At 62.6% G+C, this 18,021-nt stretch carries 15 protein-coding genes and 3 pseudogenes; 5 read left to right on the forward strand and 13 right to left on the reverse strand.

The window, feature by feature from the left end; genetic code table 11:
* Positions 1-36: 36 nt before the first annotated feature.
* From AB433_RS10940 to AB433_RS10965, 7 genes and pseudogenes are all read right to left on the reverse strand, one after another.
* The gene (locus AB433_RS10940) at positions 37-870 is read right to left on the reverse strand and encodes a plasmid partitioning protein RepB C-terminal domain-containing protein (protein WP_245626645.1); all 834 of its coding nucleotides are present in this window, start codon (positions 868-870) and stop codon (positions 37-39) included.
* 156 nt (positions 871-1,026) lie between these two features.
* Positions 1,027-1,281 (reverse strand): annotated as a pseudogene (locus AB433_RS10945) (ATP-binding protein); the annotation flags it as partial.
* A 197-nt stretch (positions 1,282-1,478) separates the two neighbouring features.
* Positions 1,479-2,300 (reverse strand): annotated as a pseudogene (locus tag AB433_RS10950) (LLM class oxidoreductase); the annotation flags it as partial.
* A gap of 15 nt (positions 2,301-2,315) precedes the next feature.
* Complete coding sequence (locus tag AB433_RS21305; protein ID WP_245626647.1) at positions 2,316-2,498, reverse strand: hypothetical protein; 183 nt, start codon at positions 2,496-2,498, stop codon at positions 2,316-2,318.
* A gap of 96 nt (positions 2,499-2,594) precedes the next feature.
* Entirely contained in the window at positions 2,595-3,335 is a 741-nt protein-coding gene (gene istB, locus AB433_RS10955) for an IS21-like element helper ATPase IstB (protein WP_047821016.1), read from the reverse strand.
* An 11-nt stretch (positions 3,336-3,346) separates the two neighbouring features.
* Positions 3,347-4,873, reverse strand: coding sequence for an IS21 family transposase (istA, locus tag AB433_RS10960; protein WP_082134895.1), 1,527 nt, complete (start codon positions 4,871-4,873; stop codon positions 3,347-3,349).
* A 200-nt stretch (positions 4,874-5,073) separates the two neighbouring features.
* Positions 5,074-5,532 (reverse strand): annotated as a pseudogene (locus tag AB433_RS10965) (IS21 family transposase); the annotation flags it as partial.
* Positions 5,533-5,660: 128 nt separating this feature from the next.
* On the opposite strand from AB433_RS10965, the gene AB433_RS20030 reads away from it, so the two are divergent.
* Positions 5,661-6,158 (forward strand): Fic family protein, encoded by a 498-nt coding sequence (locus AB433_RS20030; RefSeq protein ID WP_082134896.1) that lies wholly within the window; start codon positions 5,661-5,663, stop codon positions 6,156-6,158.
* Between the two features lie 156 nt (positions 6,159-6,314).
* A complete protein-coding gene (locus AB433_RS21810; protein ID WP_218916944.1) occupies positions 6,315-6,491 on the forward strand; it encodes a helix-turn-helix transcriptional regulator in 177 nt (58 codons plus the stop codon).
* Positions 6,492-6,576: 85 nt separating this feature from the next.
* Here AB433_RS21810 and AB433_RS10980 read toward each other — a convergent pair whose 3' ends face one another.
* The 4 genes from AB433_RS10980 to AB433_RS11000 form a co-directional block, all read right to left on the reverse strand.
* Entirely contained in the window at positions 6,577-7,833 is a 1,257-nt protein-coding gene (locus tag AB433_RS10980) for a tyrosine-type recombinase/integrase (RefSeq protein ID WP_047821019.1), read from the reverse strand.
* 318 nt (positions 7,834-8,151) lie between these two features.
* Entirely contained in the window at positions 8,152-9,726 is a 1,575-nt protein-coding gene (gene guaA / locus AB433_RS10990; protein WP_047823897.1) for a glutamine-hydrolyzing GMP synthase, read from the reverse strand.
* A 399-nt stretch (positions 9,727-10,125) separates the two neighbouring features.
* Positions 10,126-10,833, reverse strand: coding sequence for a ZIP family metal transporter (locus AB433_RS10995; RefSeq protein ID WP_047821021.1), 708 nt, complete (start codon positions 10,831-10,833; stop codon positions 10,126-10,128).
* 40 nt (positions 10,834-10,873) lie between these two features.
* Entirely contained in the window at positions 10,874-12,283 is a 1,410-nt protein-coding gene (locus tag AB433_RS11000; protein WP_047821022.1) for a M20/M25/M40 family metallo-hydrolase, read from the reverse strand.
* 104 nt (positions 12,284-12,387) lie between these two features.
* On the opposite strand from AB433_RS11000, the gene gyrB reads away from it, so the two are divergent.
* The 3 genes from gyrB to AB433_RS11015 all read left to right on the forward strand — a co-directional run bounded on the left by gyrB (position 12,388) and on the right by AB433_RS11015 (position 15,839).
* A complete protein-coding gene (gene gyrB, locus AB433_RS11005) occupies positions 12,388-14,868 on the forward strand; it encodes a DNA topoisomerase (ATP-hydrolyzing) subunit B (protein WP_047821023.1) in 2,481 nt (826 codons plus the stop codon).
* Between the two features lie 84 nt (positions 14,869-14,952).
* Entirely contained in the window at positions 14,953-15,378 is a 426-nt protein-coding gene (locus AB433_RS11010; RefSeq protein WP_047821024.1) for an OsmC family protein, read from the forward strand.
* Complete coding sequence (locus AB433_RS11015) at positions 15,375-15,839, forward strand: low molecular weight protein-tyrosine-phosphatase (protein WP_047821025.1); 465 nt, start codon at positions 15,375-15,377, stop codon at positions 15,837-15,839. Before AB433_RS11010 ends, AB433_RS11015 begins: the two co-directional genes overlap by 4 nt.
* Here AB433_RS11015 and AB433_RS11020 read toward each other — a convergent pair.
* Entirely contained in the window at positions 15,836-17,128 is a 1,293-nt protein-coding gene (locus tag AB433_RS11020; protein ID WP_047821026.1) for a spinster family MFS transporter, read from the reverse strand. The two genes, AB433_RS11015 and AB433_RS11020, sit on opposite strands and share 4 nt — an antisense overlap.
* Entirely contained in the window at positions 17,125-18,018 is an 894-nt protein-coding gene (locus AB433_RS11025) for an alpha/beta fold hydrolase (RefSeq protein ID WP_047821027.1), read from the reverse strand. Before AB433_RS11025 ends, AB433_RS11020 begins: the two co-directional genes overlap by 4 nt.
* Between the last annotated feature and the right edge of the window lie 3 nt (positions 18,019-18,021).

Here is an 18,021-nt window from a genome sequence, read left to right on the forward strand (position 1 = left end):
CCCCGCGCTTATCGGGTCCGGGTCCCCATATCTGACTCAGGCGCCCGACGTTTCCGCGATCGGGCCGAGCCTGTCGATCTCGGCGATCTTCTGAAACTCGCTGAGATAGTCCTGTTGATGGGTCGCCAGCCAGCGAACCACGCGATTGTTCGCAAGGAGCTTGGCGACGTATCCACGCGCGACGGTCAAATGCAGATTGTCGATGCCGTAGGTTTCCTCGACCGACTTCACCTGGGTCTGGAGCGCCGCCAGCTCGCGCTCCATGCGGGCGATCTGCTGGCCCGAGGGCGTCGGCTTGCCGCCGCCTTTGCCCTTCTTGGTGGCGGCAAGCTGGTTTTCGGATGTCGCCGCGCGCAACGCACGGGCAAACATGACCGTGAAATTGTTCTGGCCGATCATCAGATCGGCGGCCTCGATCTGCCGCACGGCCGTCATCTGACGCAGAATGTCGAACACCTTCATCGAGCAAGGTGTGTCCTTCAGCATCTCGGCCGCCTCGGGGCTGATCCCTTCCAGGAGCCGGAAACGCCGCAGCACGGACTCGACCTGAAGGTTCAAGGCTGCCGCGATGTCGGTCGAGGACACGCCCCGGTCCATTGCCCGCACGATCATCCGATGCTCCTGGATCGGCGGTATGCGATTCACGCGCTTGTTGTAGGTGTAGGTGTCGTCGTCAGCCGCAAGCAGGCACTCGACCTCGGAGATGCCGAGTTCCTTCAGCGCCTCAAGCCGCAGATGACCATCGAGGAGAAACCAGGTTCCGGCATTCTTTTCGTCTGCCATGACGACGGGCGCTTCGATCAGGCCGATCGCTTTGATCGAACTCAGCACCTGCGAATAGGATCGGCTCTCCCTGGCGCCGGGCGGCAACGTCTTCAGCGGAACGATCGCCGCAATATCAATCGGCGCCGGATAAGGACCCCCTGTCGGCGTCCAATAGGGACCCCTCATTTGGGTTTGAGCTGGTCCGGCGCAGCAGAGCTGGTCAGGGTTGCGGCGCTGTGCCGGACCAGCGGGCGTGTTTGGCTAGATGCGGTTTTTAAAGCGCCAGCTGTCGTTGCCGGTTTCGACGATATCGCAGTGATGGGTGAGCCGGTCGAGCAGCGCGGTGGTCATCTTGGCGTCGCCGAAGACGGACGGCCATTCCCCGAAGGTCAGGTTGGTGGTGACGATGACCGAGGTCTGCTCATAGAGGCGGCTGATCAGGTGGAACAGCAGTTGGCCTCCGGACTGAGCAAAGGGCAGATAGCCCAGTTCATCGAGCACGACGACGTCCTTGCGGCCCATATACTCAGCCAATCCCGCAAGGACAGCGAGATAGACAATCCACGACCGCAGGTTCCTCAGTGCTGCGACGGCTTGTCCATCTCGATCCCAAGTTTGTCGATGCCAGCCGGGTCCTGCATGTCGGGTGGCGGATCCTATATCAGGAAAGCGCCGCAGACCATTTCGTGTGCCCCTGTGTTGCTCCGGCCATTTCATGGCGCATGCGCCATGAAACGCGGCACGATGTGCGAGCCCAACTCTTCGACCACCTCAGGGGCCGGGCGGCGGCCATATTTGAGGTTGAGGATGACGTGATCGACGCCGATCGCTTCCAGGGTTTCCAAAAGCGTCAGCAGATGATCCCGCCCCAGCCTGAAGCCCAGATGGATCGGCGACGGCGGCGTGGCCGGATGCGCGTCGAGATCGATATAGAGCGACTGGAGGAACGGCTTGTAGGTCTCACCCGCCTGTTCCCTGACCGCCGCCCGCCAGCTTTCCACGAACAGCTGCTGCGCCTGGGGCGGCCGGGGATAGGTCATCCATCCGCTGCTCTCCCGCGCGATCCATTCCATCGACTGACGGCTGTTGCCCGTCACGAAGAACGGGAGCTCATTCGTGGTGGGTTTGGGGATCAGGTCGGCGCCCGCCAGCAGCCCGCGGCTCCATTGCAGCGGCTCGAAGCTGGTGCGCTGGGCGCGGCGGATGATGTCCAGATTTTCGCGGAAAACATCGCCTCGCTGGTCGGGGTCCACGCCGAATGCCGGGAACTCGACCGGACGGTCGCCGGTGGCGACACCCAGGAGCAAGCGGCCACCGCTCAACTGGTCCACGCTGGCCGCAGCCTTGGCCGTATGGAGCGGATGGCGCAGCGGGATCGCGATCGACGCGGTGCCGAGAGCGATTGTCGATGTGCGGGCGGCGATGAAGCCCAGATAGACCCACGGGTCGAAGACCTGCCCCGTGTCGCCGAAACTCGGATCGCGCAGCGGCACGTCGCGGAACCAGAGCGTCGAGAAGCCAAGCTCCTCGGCGCGATGGGCTAGTTCCGCCTAGTGTAGCATGGTCGGCATATCGCCCTGGAAGGCCTCGATGGGGAAGAACAGCCCCAGGGTCAGATGGCCCGCCTTGAAGGTATGACGAAAACTTCGATGCTGCTGATAAGGGATCGTGCTGGGCTGATACATCGTGAGGTTTCCTTGCTTTCGGTTGCGGATTCCGACGATCGCGCGCATGTATTCCGATCTGATGCCGCGCGGCGTTCCGACCTGATCGCGCGCAGGTGGATCATCTGATCGTTGGGTGAAGATGTCATTCCTGTTTGCAGTTGGTCAAGCGGCTTGGGCGGCGAGGTTCCGGCGCATGGATTCGCCGGCGAGTTCGAGGCGATGAGCGTTGTGAACGAGGCGGTCCAAGATGGCGTCGGCGTAGGTCGGATCTCCGATCAGATCGAACCAGCGGGCCACAGGAAGTTGGCTGGTCACGAGAGTTGAGCGGCGGCCGTAGCGATCCTCAAGGATCTCGAGGAGGTGGTGGCGGGCATTTCCGTCAAGCGGTTCAAGCCCCCAGTCGTCCAAGATCAGCAGATCGACCCTGCCAAGGCTCTTCATGCGCGCGGCGATGCGCCCGTCTCCTTTGGCCAGCGACAGATCATCGATTAACCGAGGCAGGCGTGTGTAGAGGACCGAGCGATTGTCGCGGCAGGCCTTGTGGCCTATCGCACAGGCAAGCCAGCTCTTGCCGACCCCTGCTGGCCCGATGATGGCCAGGTTCTCGTGGGCGGCGATCCAGTTGCCCTTGAGCAGCATTTCGAACAGCCGGCGGTCGAGCCCGCGCACGCTGCGATAATCAACGTCTTCAGGTACGGCATGGTGCCGCAGCTTTGCGTGACGCAGCCGAAGTGCAAGACGCCGATCGTTGCGCCAGGTTGCTTCATGATCGAGTAGCAGGGCCAGCCACTCGGCATGGCCGAGGCCTGCGGCGTCACCATTGCCATCCAGTTCGGCAAAGGCATGGGCCATCCCGGTCAGCCCCAGCTGGTTCAGTTGATCAAGGGTTGGGTGTTTGAGCATCGTCGTTCCTCTCAGTGGTAATATTGGGAGCCCCGGATATTGTCGTGCAGGATCGGCTCGCGTTCCGGGGCTTTGGACACGGGCACCTTGTCGAGCCCCTTTTCGAGGATCGATTTGACGGACGGGTAATTGCGTGCCTGGATCTCCAGCGCGCGCATCGCAGCAGCCTCAAGCCGATCGGCACCGAAGCGTTTCGCAAGGCCGATAATACCAAGGCACGAGCGGTAGCCCTGCTCGGGATGTGGCCGGTCCATGATGATGCGCTCGACCAGCAGCGACAACATCGGCCCGATCCGGGCAGCCTCTTCTCGGATTTTGGCTGGGGTCCATTCCAGATAGCGCCGATGGCTGGACGGCATATGTTCGGGCACCGTGGTATGCCGTCCATTGCCGCTGCCACGCATGTGAACCGCGATGCGCTCGCCGCCGAGGAAGATCTCGACGGTGCGCGCGGTGAAGCGGGCCTCGACCTCACGGCGGGCGAAGCGATGCGGCACCGAGTAATGGTGATGATCGAGGGCGATATGGTAATCGAGCCCGACACGGCATCGCTTCCACTCCGCATGGACCCAAGGCTCGGCGGGCAGCGGCTTGAGATTGGGCGCGTCGACTTCCTCAAACAACTGGCGGCGGGTGCGACCAAACTGGCGAAGAACCCGCATCTCATTGAGATCAGTGAGGCACTCGGCGATAGCGGCGTTGAGCTCAGCCAGGCTGTAGAAGACACGGTTGCGCAGTCGGCCTAGCACCCAGCGTTCGACGATGCCGACGCAGGCTTCAACCTTCGCCTTATCGCGCGGCCTCCGGGGCCGCGCCGGCAACACGGCCGTCCCGTAATGACGGGCCATGTCATTGTAGCTGCGGTTCAGCATCGGATCAAAGTGGCAGGCCTTGATCACCGCCACCTTCGCGTTGTCGGGCACCAGCAACTGAGTGACACCGCCAAAGAAGGCGAAGGCGGCATTATGCCCCTCGATCCAGTCGGCAAACTGTTCCGTCCAGGTCGCACAAGCGAATGACAGGCTTGAGCCGCCCAGCACCGCGACGAACAGATGGGCGTCGCGGATCTCGCCGGTTCGGCGGTCGATCACGACGGGCACTGTGTCGCCGGCGTAATCGACGAACAGCTTCTCGCCGCCGGCATGGCTCTGACGCATCACCAGTGACAGCCGCCCCTCCCAGCGCCGGAATAGGTCACACCAACGGCTGTAGCGATATCCGTCAGGTTGAGCGGCGATATACTCTTCCCACAAGACCTGCAGCGTCACGTGTTTGCGCTTTAACTCGCGCGCGACCGTCGACCAGTCCGGTTCCGGCTGCTTGCGACGTCCGGGCTTCACGCCCGGAATACCGTACAGCTTGGCCTCCAACTCCGTATCGGTCATGCTATCGGGAACCGGCCACGCAAGACCTGCCAGCCTCAACCGCCTGATCGTGTCCCTAACCGTCGTTGGACCCACGCCAGTGCGCTCGCCAACAACTCTTGTGGAAAGCCCGGCATCCAGGCTCAAATGCAATATCTCGCGCACTTGGCGCATCGAAACCCTCCTCGTCGGCATCCATCCCTCCGGTCGCTATTCGACCGCAGAAATGACCCAACGATCAGGTTCTCCACATCTCAAACTGCGCGCGATCACCTCGGAATGCTGCGCGCACAATTCGCGGAACACTGCGCGCCATTAAATCGGAAGCCCGCGCGCCATCAAATCGGAATGGTGCGCGCGATCACCTCGGAATCCGCAACCTTGACCGTCACCGTCGTGCCGTTGATCAGAACCACGTCGTGGCTCCAGTCGAACTGATAGGCCTCCCCTGGCGCAAAGCTCAGCGGCACGAAGGCTGCAGCCGACGATGAGACCCGGTCCCGGCGCCAACCATGCGCATAGCGACGAACCCCATCATAGCCCCCGTCATAACCCAGGCTGCGCAGTTCTTCGAACACCCGGATCAGCGTTAGCCGCTCGCGCGCGGCCTTGGTCTGATTGCTGGCAAGGATCCGATCCAGCTCATCCTTGTAAGGCCCGATCTTGGGCATCGGCTGGACGGTCCGCTCATACTCGAACGCCGTCTCGCCAGACCGCAGCACCTTCCGCACCACCTTGCGCGAGATTTTGAGTTCCCGGCAGATCGCCTTGATCGGCTTGCCTTGAACAAAATGCGCCCGCCGTATCCTGGCAATCGTCTCCACTATCAACATCCCAAAACCGGCTCCCCGACAACTTCGGTGAGCACTGTGAACCCCAGCGTCTAAGGGGTCCCTTTTGGAAGCCGATTACCCCGAAAACGGGGGCCTTATTCCACGCCTAATGACAGATTAAGCAGCTCATGCGCCAGACGGACGCAAGCGAGCGAACCGTCAAGCACTGGCTCTCAGGCCAGCACGGGCCAGACAGCGTCTATTTCCTGCGGCTGGTGGTCTCGTCCCCAGTCATCAGGGCCTTCGTTCTCGGCCTGATTGATGGGCCGGCAGCCATCCCGCTGACCGGGCCAGTGGATCGCATTTCCCTGGTCAGAGCGCGCGAAGCCTATGCTGCCGGGGAAGCCGCAGGGGGACGATCGGCAACGGGCGCGCGGAAAAATGTCCCTGAACGTGTCCCTGAACGCGACCCTATAAATGTCCCTGATCGGGCCGAACTCAACGAGCGGCAGCACTGGTTTCTCGACCGAGTCGCGGCAGGTCGAAGTGACGCACGGGATATTGTGGCAATGTGGGCGGTTAGTCTGAAAACCGCGCGTCGGGACATCGCCGCGCTCAAGGTGGCTGGTCTCATATGCTACGTCGGCTCACGCCGGAAGGGCCGGTATCGACGATCAGCCAAATGAACCGATTGGAGGTCTGGCTGGGCGCGGCGAGGGCCGCGCCTTATCCGATATGCACGCCAGAGCGCGATACCGTTCTACGCCCCTCAATCCGAGCTTTCTTTCAACGTCGTCTATCGACTTCTATCCGTTGAACCCAATGGCTGACGGAGTCCTCTGATGAAATCACACGAACCTCCCGCCGTGACACGGACCATCCGGCGCCATGAGCTTCGGCAAATCGTCCCGTTGGCCGACACGACCATCTACGACATGGAGCAGCGCGGTGAATTTCCGCAGCGCTTCTATCTTACGTCTCGCTGCGTGGTCTGGGACCTCGCCGAAGTCGAAGCCTAGCTCGAGGAGCGCCGCCGCGCCTCGCGCGCGAAAACCGTGAAACGCGCACCCATGCCCGATGTCCAGCTTCGCAAGACCCGCCCCATCAAACATCCGGCTCGGGCGTAAGCAGGTCCATTGTCGGCGGATAAAGGGTCGGCGTGTATTTCTCCCCCACGACCCAAGCGTCCACGATGTTGGACCATTCCTGGATCATGTGCCGGCGCTGATGCTCATATTCCGCCTTGTTGTAGATGCCCCGTGAGGATCGGCCATCCTCGTGCGCCAAGCACTTCTCGATCCAGTCGCTGTTGAAGCCCAGTTCGTTCAGCAGAGTCGAGCCGGTGCGTCGGAGATCGTGAACCGTAAAGGACTCCAGCGGCATTCCTTCCTTCTTGGCCCGCACCACCACCGCCATCGTGACCCGATTGAACGTGGCCCGCGACATCGGCGCGTCAGCGTCGTAGCGCGACGGCAGGACGTATTTCGAGTTACCGGCGCAGGTCTTGAGAGCGATGAAGATGTCGAGCATTTGCTGCGATAGATAGACGTTGTGAGCCTTCGAGCGCTTCATTCGCTCCTTGGGGATCGACCAGACGGCGTTCTCAAAATCGACCTCTTCCCAGACTGCATCCTGCAATTCGCTCTTTCGCACCATCGAGAGCAGAATCAGCTTTATCCCGAGACGGATCGTCGGCAGCGTCGGGACATGCTCAAGCTGTCCGAGCATGATGCGGATCTCCGCGGGAGATAGCGACCTGTCCTTCGGCACGAAGGTCGCGATCGACGATGGGCCAACCTCGTCGGCCGGGTTGGCGACCTTCTCCCCGTGCAGGATGGCGAAGGCGAAAACCAACTTCACAATGTCTCTGACATGGACCGCTGTTGCCGGCGCCCCGCGTTCCTTTACCTTCGCGCACAACCCGCGCAGATCCTCCGGCAGGATCTCGGTTAGCAGTCGATTGCGAAACGCCGGGAGGATGTCGCGCTCGAAGATCGACCGCCGCATCGCGCGTGTACTGTCCGCCATCCTCGCTTCCTGAAGCCAGCGCTCACCGAACTGGCCGAAGCTCTTGGCTTCCTTGATCCTCCGCTTCTCGCGCTGCTTTTCCTGCGCCGGCGAGCGACCCTCGGAAATCGCGCGCTTGGCATCAATCAGCTTCTCACGCGCCCGGGCCAGAGACAGACCCGCCGGGCCATAACGACCCAACGTCAAGGTTTCCCGACGGCCGTTGAGCCGGTAGTCCAAGCGGAACACGATTGAACCCGAAGGTTGGACCACGACGTACATACCGTCACGATCCACAATCTTGTATAATTTATCTTTTGGTTTCAGTGCCTTGATGGCGGTGTCGGTCAACATCTGCACCCTCCAGATCGGTCAAAAAATGCAGGAGAGCACCCAATTATACCGTCAGGCCAAAACTGGGCCGCCTGACATAGCTTTTATTCAGCATTTACAAGTGTTTATGCCAAAAAATATACCGTCAGAAGCTCTCTTGCCCCTGACGGTATATGCGTTTTTCGGTTGAGACAAGACGCGCCATACCGCCAGCCATACCGTCAAACGGGAGGCTAACCCGGCGATAGATGCCGAAAGTCTCAGAGAGATTTTTTCAGCATTTTCATTGTCTTATGTCGTATTGCAGCGTGAGTTTGGATACGCCCGGATGGGCAAAAATTATTCCCACTCGATCGTCCCCGGAGGTTTCGACGTATAGTCGTAAACCACCCGGTTGATCCCCTTCACCTCGTTCACGATCCGCGTGGCGCATTGGCTCAGGAACTGGCTGTCGAAGGGATAGACATCCGCCGTCATGCCGTCGGTGCTGGTCACCGCGCGCAGGGCGCAGACGCTGTCGTACGTGCGCCCATCGCCCATTACGCCGACGGTGCGGACGGGAAGCAGCACGGCAAAGGCCTGCCAAATCGCGTCGTAAAGGCCCGCGTTCCGGATCTCCTCAAGGTAGATCATGTCGGCCTTGCGCAGGATGTCGCACTTTTCCTTGGTGACTTCGCCAGGGATGCGGATGGCAAGGCCCGGTCCGGGGAACGGGTGGCGACCGACGAAAATCTCTGGCAGGCCGAGTTCGCGGCCCAGTTCGCGGACCTCGTCCTTAAACAGCTCGCGCAGCGGCTCGACCAGCTTCATGTTCATGCGTTCCGGCAGGCCGCCGACATTGTGGTGGCTCTTGATCGTAACGCTCGGCCCGCCGGTGAAGGAAACGCTCTCGATCACGTCGGGATAGAGCGTGCCCTGCGCAAGGAAGTCGGCGCCGCCGATCTTCTTCGCCTCTGCCTCGAACAGGTCGATGAAGGCCGCACCGATGAACTTGCGCTTTTTCTCCGGATCGGTCTGTCCGGCCAGTCCGCCAAGGAACATCTCTTCGGCATCCACGTGGACCAGCGGGATGTTGTAGTGGTCGCGGAACAGGGTCACGACCTGCTCCGCCTCGTTCATGCGCATCAATCCGTGATCGACGAAGACGCAAGTCAGCTGGTCGCCGATGGCTTCGTGGATCAGGACGGCGGCAACCGCGCTGTCGACGCCGCCGGAAAGACCGCAAATAACCTTGCCGTCACCGACCTGTTCGCGGATTTCGGCGATCTTGGTGTCGCGGAACTGGGCCATCGTCCAGTCGCCCGCGCAGCCGCAGACGTGGCGCACGAAGTTGGCGATCAGCTTGCCGCCGTCGGGCGTGTGGACAACCTCGGGGTGGAACTGCGTGCCGTAATACTTGCGCGTCTCGTCGGCGATCACTGCGAAGGGCGCACCGTCGCTGGTGGCCACGATTTCAAAGCCGGGGGCGAACTTGGTCACCTTGTCGCCGTGGCTCATCCAGACCTGATGTCGCTCGCCCTCGGCCCATAGGCCGTCAAACAGGGCGCAGTCTTTGGTCACGGTCAGGAACGCGCGACCGAACTCGCCACCCTCTCCCGTCTCGTGCCCAGGCCGGACCTCTCCGCCCAGCTGCTTCGACATGACCTGCTGGCCATAGCAGATGCCAAGGATCGGCAGGCCGCTGTCGAACAGGCACTGCGGGGCGCGCGGGGATCCGTCGTCGGGCACGCTGGCGGGCGAACCGGACAGGATGATCCCCTGCGGTTTCATCCTCTTGAACGCCTCTTCCGCCATCGTGAATGGGGCGATTTCGGAATAGACCCCCGCTTCGCGCACGCGGCGGGCGATCAGCTGGGTGACCTGGCTGCCGAAATCGACGATCAGGATGGAGTCGTGGTTGAGCGCGTCTGTCATGGCCGCGCGATAGAAAGCACCCGCGATTCTGTCCAGCGCCGGGGGCCGAACCTGCAAAACGCAGCAGTAACTTGCAAAATTTGCAAGCAATAATGTTGCTTTCGCACTTGCAGCATATGCTGGCCGCGCCTAGCTGAGCCCCTGTGATCCGGGCCGGAAGAGGAGCCGGGCCGAATCGCGATCCGAAAAGCAAAACAACCGAGACCGGATGCCCTGTTCGTGCGAACGAAACAGGAGGAAAGAATGACGACCAATCTGACCAGCCACGTCATCGGCGCAATCGCTGCGCTGGCTTTCAGCGGCATCGCTTTCACCGCGACGCTGATCGCCTGACAGGCACCACGATCCGCCCCGCCCATGATGGGCGGGGTCGATCGACCCAGACCTGATTCTCGGGGCTTAACCGCCGCCTACTTCCGACAGGATTAGCGCCAGCAAGACGCCCAGCGCGGTGGCAATGCCAACGGTATGCGCGTCTTCCTTGAACGCCTTGGGAAACACTTCAGTACCCAGGCTGGCAACAACCGCGCCCGCCGCAACGCAGCGGACGAAGCCCAGCACATGTTCGCTGACCCCGTTGAATGCCAGATTGCCAACGATGGCCGCCATCGACAGCAGAGCCGCCGTCGCCGTCCATAGCCATACGACTTTGGCCTTCGACCAGCCCTGATTTTCACGCATCGAACGCGCGCCGCTCGCCGCCTCGGGCAGGTTCGACAGCAGGATCGATGCCGCCAGCGCAGCCACTTCCTTTGGCCCCGCCGCGATCAGCGCAACGCCCAGTGCAAGGTTTTCCGGCACGCCGTCGGTGGTGACCGCCGCCAGCAATCCGCCGCCGCTGTCGCTGCCCCATTTTTCGTCAATCCAGTAATCGATCACGGTGAACAGGACCGCCCCGGTCGATACGCCCAGCACGACGATCAGCAGCGAGCTTTTCTCCAGCGTCGGCTCAATCAGTTCGGTAACCAGCGAGAGCAACAAGGCCCCGCCCGCCAGCGCGACGATGAACCCTTCGGTGCGGGGGCGCAGCTTGCCGTAAACCCCGATCAACGCGCCGATGATCAGCGCACCCGACACGATGGCGACAACGGCAAGAGTTAGGCCCATGCCGGCCAAACCCGCCAGAGGCAGCCCCCGTTCCCGCTCCTCAGTCGGTGTAGGCGCGGATCAGATCGTACAGGAACGCCCTCCCCTGCTTCAGCGCATCGACGCGGATACGCTCGTTCAGTCCATGCACGCCGCTCGGTTCGCCGGTGCTCCACGGACCTGGCGTGCCATAGGCGGGAATGCCTGCGGCGGTCAGGAAGGTGCTGTCGGTATAGCCGTTCGACATCGTCACGCCAAAACTGGCCCACGGAAAGTGTTCGCCAACCATCTCTTTCATCGGTTCGATCACATCGTCCGAAAGCGGCGGCGGCGGGGGTGCCGGGCGGATCGGGTCGAGCGTTTTTACCGAGACCCGTTCATCGCCGATGGCGGTGACCAGTGCCTTGCGGATTTCCTCGATAGGATGGCCGGGAAAAATGCGGCAATTCACGTTGGCCGTCGCCCGCTGGGGCAGCGCGTTGCGCGCGTGTCCGGCCTCCAGCATGGTGGCAACGCAAGTCGTGCGCGTGTTGCTGCGCAGATTGGCATCGGCGGACACCACCGCATCGGCATCGGCGTCGCCAGGGTCCGCCAGCAGGGCGGAAATCGCTGCGCCCAGCTCGCCCTTCTCACTCTCGGCACGCTGCTGCAGCGAGGCGCGGGTCACGTCGCTGAACTCCACCGGGAAATCATAGGCCTCAATCGCCTTCAGCGCCGAAGCGAGTTCGTAGATTGCATTGTCGGGACGCGGGGCGGAGCTGTGTCCACCCGCATTGCGCACTTCCAGTTCGTAGTTGGCAAATATCTTCTCACCCACCTGCACCCGCTGGGTCAAAACCAGCCCGTCGTCGGTCGCAAAGCCGCCACCCCCCTCGTTGAGCGCGAAGTCGGCATCGATCAGGTCGCGCCGATTGGCGGCCAGCCATTCGGCCCCGTTGTAGGCGCCGTTGGTTTCCTCACCGCAAGTCAGCGCCACTTTCACCGTACGGCCCGGCGTGTGGCGGTCTCGAGCAAAGCGCGCCAGCGTATCGGTCCACACGGCCGCCAGCGATTTCGCATCCGCCGCGCCGCGCGCATAGAACCAGCCGTCCTCTTCGATCAGCGTGAACGGATCGCGCTCCCAATCCTCGGGCTTGGCCTCCACCACATCCAGGTGCGCCAGTAGCAGGATCGCGCCTCCATCCGGGTCGCTGCCGGGATAGACCGCGACAAGGCTGCCTTCCTCCGGATGTTCGGGCACGGTGATCAGGTGCAGGTTTTCCCGCGCCATGCCCGCTTCTGCCAGATGGTTCGCCGCCAGCTTCGCCGCCTTGGTGCAACTGCCGTTCGACAGCGTCGTGTCAGTCTCGACCAGCGCTTGGTACAGCTCACGAAAGCTGCTCCACCCGTCATCGTCGGCAGCCAAGGCCGGGGTCGCGCCAAGCGCAGTCGCGGCCATCAGAAGGGGGGCTAGAACGGGCATGCGAACCATCGACGACTTCTCCTTTGGCGCGCCCTATCAAAGCAGCATCAGACTGTGGATGGAAGGGGGCGCAAAGGCTTTCGATTTCTGCCGCTCGTGCCTATATGATGGGTATGGACGAAAACACGGAAAAGCAGCCCAACGCCAACGCCTATGGCGCGGAATCGATCAAGGTGCTGAAGGGCCTCGACGCGGTCCGCAAGCGGCCCGGCATGTACATTGGCGATACCGACGACGGTTCGGGTCTGCATCACATGGTGTTCGAAGTTTCCGACAACGCGATCGACGAGGCGCTGGCCGGCCATTGCGACCGCGTGCTGATCGAACTGCACCCCGACAACTCGGTATCGGTGGACGATAACGGCCGCGGCATCCCGACCGACATCCACAAGGAAGAAGGCGTTTCGGCGGCAGAGGTCATCATGACTCAGCTGCACGCGGGCGGCAAGTTTGAGAATACGTCCGACGACAATGCCTACAAGGTGTCGGGCGGGTTGCACGGCGTGGGCGTCTCGGTCGTCAACGCGCTGTCCGAATGGCTGGAACTGACGATCTGGCGCGACGGCAAGGAACACTGGATGCGGTTTGAGCATGGCAATGCCGTCTCGCCGCTTGAAATCAAGGGCGACGCGCCGCTGAACGAGGATGGCAAGCCGCGCAAGGGCACCCGCGTACGCTTTTCGGCCAGCGACCAGACCTTCAAGAACGTCACCGAATACGATTTCGACAAGCTGGAGCACCGCTATCGCGAGCTGGCGTTCCTGAATTCGGGCGTGCGCATCATTCTGCGCGATCTGCGCCACGAAGAACCGCTGGAGCATGACCTGTTCTACGAAGGCGGCATCGGCGCTTTCGTGAAATACCTCGACCGCAACAAGCAACCGATGATCCCCGACCCTATCGCAATCAGCGCGGAAAAGGACGGCATCGGGATCGAGGTCGCCCTGGAGTGGAACGATTCCTACTACGAGAATGTCCTGTGCTTCACGAACAACATCCCGCAGCGTGATGGCGGTACGCACCTTGCCGCGTTCCGTGCGGCTTTGACCCGTACGCTGAACGGGTATGCCGACCGGTCGGGCCTGATGAAAAAGGAAAAGGTCTCGCTGTCGGGCGAGGATATGCGCGAGGGGCTGACCGCCATCGTTTCGGTAAAGCTGCCCGATCCCAAATTCGGGTCGCAGACCAAGGACAAACTGGTTTCGTCCGAGGTTCGCCAACCGCTCGAAAGCCTGATGAGCGATAAAATGAGCGAATGGCTGGAGGAAAACCCCAACCACGCCAAGGCGATCATCCAGAAGGTCGTCGACGCCGCCGCCGCACGCGAAGCCGCCCGCCGCGCCCGCGAGATGAGCCGCAAGGGCGCGATGAGCGTCGCTTCGCTCCCCGGCAAGCTGGCCGATTGCCAGGAACGCGATCCGGCCAAGTGCGAAATCTTCCTGGTCGAGGGCGATTCCGCAGGCGGCAGCGCCAAGCAGGGCCGCGACCGCAAGACGCAGGCGATCCTGCCGCTGAAGGGCAAAATCCTGAACGTGGAACGCGCCCGGTTCGACCGGATCATCGGATCGAAGGAAGTCGGCACGCTGATCCAGGCGATGGGCACCGGTTTGCGCGACGAGTTCAACCTTGAAAAGCTGCGCTATCACAAGATCGTCATCATGACCGACGCCGATGTCGACGGCGCGCATATCCGCACCCTGCTCTTGACGTTCTTCCACCGCCAGATGCCCGAGATCATCAAGGCCGGGCATCTCTATATCGCGCAGCCGCCGCTTTATAAGGTCAGCAAGGGCCGGTCCGAGGTTTACCTGAAGGACAACGACGCGCTTGACCGTTACCTGATCGAGGGTGGGCTTTCGAACAAGGTGCTGGAAACCCGCGAAGGCGCGCGCAGCGGCGACGATCTGGCCGCGCTGGTCGAACAGGCCCGCCGCTTCAAGTCGACACTGGCCTTTGCGCCGGGGCGCTACAATTCCTCGATTGTCGAAGCGCTGGCGCTGGCCGGTGCGCTCGACCCTGCGCTGACTCCCGCCGCGCGGGACGAGGCGCTGGCCCGCACCGCGGCGACGATGCAGGTCGAAGACCCGGAAGCCAAATGGACGGCCAAGGCCACCGACGAAGGCTATGCCATCGAGCGGCTGTGGCGCGGCGTGACCGATCACTTCGCCATCGACGCCAAATTTCTCGACAGTGCAGAGGCGCGCAAGTTGCACCGCGTGGCCGCCGAACAAGCCGATGCCTATATCGGCGGTGCGCGCCTGATCCGCGGTTCCGCGATCGAGGACGACGGCGAGGACGCCGCCCCCGCGAAGACCGAGGGACACATCACCCGCCCGACGCAGCTGTTGGAAAAAGTGCTGGCCGCCGGGCGCAAGGGCCTGTCCATTTCCCGCTACAAGGGCCTAGGCGAGATGAACGCGGAGCAGCTTTGGGAAACCACGCTGGACCCGGACAACCGCGCCTTGTTGCAGGTAAAGGTCGAAGACGCGGATGTGACCGACGAAATCTTCACCCGCCTGATGGGCGACATCGTCGAACCGCGCCGCGACTTCATTCAGGAAAACGCGCTGAACGTCGTCAACCTCGACGTCTGATCCGATGGGTCCCAGGGGGAGTTTCTCGGAACCGCCCCGTCCCGCACCGGTTCGCAGATGGTACACCTGTAAAGGAGCATCTGCATGACGACGAATACCGCAACGGCCCGCTACGAGGGTCTTGGCAAGGACGGCAAGGGCCATGTCGCAACCGTATCGGGCGCGCTTGATGCGCCCTATGGTTTCAACACCCGTTTCGAGGACGCGCCCGGCACCAACCCGGAAGAAATGATCGCCGCCGCCCACGCATCCTGCTTTACGATGGCAACCAGCTTTGGACTTGCCAAGGCTGGCTATACGGACGGACAGCTCGACACCGAATGCACGGTCACGCTGGAAAAGGACGGTGACGGGTTCAAGGTGAGCAAGTCGGCGCTAACACTTACCGCAAAGGTTGCAGGTATCGGGCAGGAAGAGTTCGAAAAAATCACCGACGAAACGAAGGCGGGATGCCCGATCTCGAAGCTGCTCAACTGCGAAATCACGCTGGATCGGACGCTCGAAGCTTGAACGACACGCCGCGCATCCTGTTCGTCTGCCTCGGCAACATCTGCCGCTCTCCGCTGGCCGAAGCGGCGTTGCGGGCCGAGGCAGATCGGGCTGGACTTACAATAGCGGTCGACAGCGCGGGCACGGGCGCTTGGCACGTCGGCAACCCGCCGGACCCGCGCGCTATTTCGGAAGCGGCGCGCAATGGCATGGACATCGCGCACTATCGCGCACGGCAGGTTGGCCGGAACGACTTCACTGCCTTCACCCATATCTACGCGCTGGATGCCGACAATCTGGCCAACTTGCGCAGGATGCGGCCATCCGATGGCACCGCCGCTCTCGCCCTTTTGCTCGACGAAGTGCCGGGCCGCACGGGAGAGGCGGTGGCCGACCCCTATTATGGCGACGACAGCGGCTTTGCGGTGACATGGGCCGACGTCAGCGCCGCCGCCCGCGCGATCGTCGCGCGGTTGCGCTAAACGTCCTCCACCCAGCCTTTTCGCAACTGCCGTCCAGCCAGCCCCATGAACAGCGCGGCCAGCCCGTATAGGGCCAGCGCGAACAGCATCGACCAGCGAAGCGCCTCATCGCCGTAAACCGGCTTCAAGGCATCGGACAGTGCGCCCAAGGCATAGATGCCGCCGCCAAGCCCGATCAGGTTGTTGATCAGCAGGAACAGTGACGAAGCCGTCGCCCGCTCTGCCGGGGCGACAAGGTGCTGGACCGCCGACAGCACCGGGCCCAGCCAGATGTAGGCGAAGGCCTGCGGGATCAGGAACAGCACGAAAGCCAGAGCGACGCTGCCCGATACGATACCGCCCGCATAGAACGGGATCGCACAGAGATAGGCCAGCGTCGGCAGCCACGCATACCAAGCGCGGTCCCTGCGCCCAAGCTTGTCGCCCAGCCAGCCGCCCAGCAACACCCCCGCGACTCCGCCGATCAGCAGCACCCCGCCAAAGAATTGCGAGGTCTGCACAAGGTCCAGCCCGAAACTGCGCTGAAGCAAGCTGGGCAACCAGAACGCGACGCCATAACCCAGCATTGAACCCGATGCCGCCCCGAACGAGAGCAGCCAGAACGCAGGCTTGCGCGCCAGCAGTCCGGCGATGGCACGGAACTTTGGCGCCTCGCCCGTGGCGACAGGCGCGCGGGGCACGTCTTTTACCACCAGCTTGAACAGCGGCGCGAGCAGCACGCCCAGCAGGCCGACGACGACAAACGCCACCCGCCAGTCGACCGTCGCCGCGATATAACCGCCCGCCATGACGCCCAGCGCCGAACCCAGCGGAATGCCGAGCGAATAGATCGAGAGCGCAAAGGCCCGCTTCGAACTGGGGAAATAGTCTCCGATAATCGCGTAGGATGGCGCGACACCGCCAGCCTCTCCGATGCCGACGCCCAATCGTGCCAGAAAGATGTGCCAGAACCCGCCCGCCAGTCCGCAGATCGCGGTAAACCCGCTCCACAGCACGAGGCTGACGGTTATCACCCAGCTCCGGCTCGTCCGATCCGCCAGCCACGCCAGCGGCACAGCGAGCGTCGAATACAGCAACGCAAACGCGATCCCGCCCAGCAGGCCCATCTGCGTATCGCTAAGCTGCAGGTCGGCCTGTATAGGCGCAGCAAGGATCGAGAGGATTTGCCGGTCGAGAAAATTGAAGATGTAAACCGCCAGCAGCATCCCCAGCACCGGTCCCGGTTTTGCGGGAAGTGTCCGGGCAGGTTCGGTCCGGGCGGGCGGCGTTTCGGTGGTGGTCGCGGTCATCGGGCGTATTCGTGCAGGAAGGGCAGCAGTGCCGCAAGCACCTCCGGCTCATCCAGCAATGGCGCATGGCCGCGCTGGGGCACTTCCACCGCCACAAAGGGGCCGGCGTGACGCCGCTCCATCTCCGCCTGCGTTTCCGCGGCCATCAGGTCAGATAAGGCACCGCGCAAGCTGAGCACCGGCAACGTGCCAAAACTGTCCCAGAGCGGCCAAAGATCGGCGGGCACAACGGCATCGCTGCCCTCTGTCATGCCCAGTGCGATGGCCGGGTCATACGCGGGGCTGATCCCCTCCGGTCCCTCGCGTGATGTGCGCTGGGCAAAAGCCAGCCAGTCGCGATCATCGAAGCCGGGAAAGGCATCGGCATTGATCGCCGCCACCTTGCCCGCCGCATCCGCCCATGCCGCGACCGGCTTTGACGGTCCGACATATTCGGTGATCCGCGCCAGCCCGGCGGCGTCAACCACCGGCCCGATGTCGTTCAGTACCATTGCCTTAAGCCGGTCGGGCGCAGTCGCGGCCAGGCCCATGCCGATCAGCCCGCCCATCGACGTGCCGATCACCGCACAACGATCGATGCCAAGGCTGTCGAGCAAGGCAAGCATGTCGGCCATGTAGACATCGACGCGATAGTTTTCGGGCGTGTCGTCGTTATCCGACAGCCCCCGCCCGCGCTGATCCGGCACGATCAGCCGCCAATCGGCAAGATGCGGCACGAGCGGTTCGAAATCGGCGCTGTTGCGAGTCAATCCATGCATCAGCAACAGCGGGGTTTTCGCTTCGGCCCCTTCGCCCGCGCCATCCGTTCGCCCCCCGGCCGGATAGTCGCGTGCGAAGAGATCGAGCCGCCCGTCTGCCGAGCGATACCGATGCTCCCGGTACTGGACCACAGT

This window comes from Croceicoccus naphthovorans, assembly GCF_001028705.1.
Classification (GTDB): Bacteria; Pseudomonadota; Alphaproteobacteria; order Sphingomonadales; family Sphingomonadaceae; genus Croceicoccus; species Croceicoccus naphthovorans.

Coding starts and splice junctions, on each gene's coding strand:
- AB433_RS10980 (WP_047821019.1), bottom strand. CDS start 7,833: ATGTTGACCGACACCGCCATCAAGGCACTGAAACCAAAAGATAAATTA.
- AB433_RS11000 (WP_047821022.1), bottom strand. CDS start 12,283: ATGGTTCGCATGCCCGTTCTAGCCCCCCTTCTGATGGCCGCGACTGCG.
- istB (WP_047821016.1), bottom strand. CDS start 3,335: ATGCTCAAACACCCAACCCTTGATCAACTGAACCAGCTGGGGCTGACC.
- istA (WP_082134895.1), bottom strand. CDS start 4,873: ATGCGCCAAGTGCGCGAGATATTGCATTTGAGCCTGGATGCCGGGCTT.
- gyrB (WP_047821023.1), top strand. CDS start 12,388: ATGGACGAAAACACGGAAAAGCAGCCCAACGCCAACGCCTATGGCGCG.
- AB433_RS11010 (WP_047821024.1), top strand. CDS start 14,953: ATGACGACGAATACCGCAACGGCCCGCTACGAGGGTCTTGGCAAGGAC.
- AB433_RS10995 (WP_047821021.1), bottom strand. CDS start 10,833: ATGGGCCTAACTCTTGCCGTTGTCGCCATCGTGTCGGGTGCGCTGATC.
- AB433_RS21810 (WP_218916944.1), top strand. CDS start 6,315: ATGAAATCACACGAACCTCCCGCCGTGACACGGACCATCCGGCGCCAT.
- AB433_RS11020 (WP_047821026.1), bottom strand. CDS start 17,128: ATGACCGCGACCACCACCGAAACGCCGCCCGCCCGGACCGAACCTGCC.
- AB433_RS21305 (WP_245626647.1), bottom strand. CDS start 2,498: ATGCGCGCGATCGTCGGAATCCGCAACCGAAAGCAAGGAAACCTCACG.
- AB433_RS20030 (WP_082134896.1), top strand. CDS start 5,661: ATGCGCCAGACGGACGCAAGCGAGCGAACCGTCAAGCACTGGCTCTCA.
- guaA (WP_047823897.1), bottom strand. CDS start 9,726: ATGACAGACGCGCTCAACCACGACTCCATCCTGATCGTCGATTTCGGC.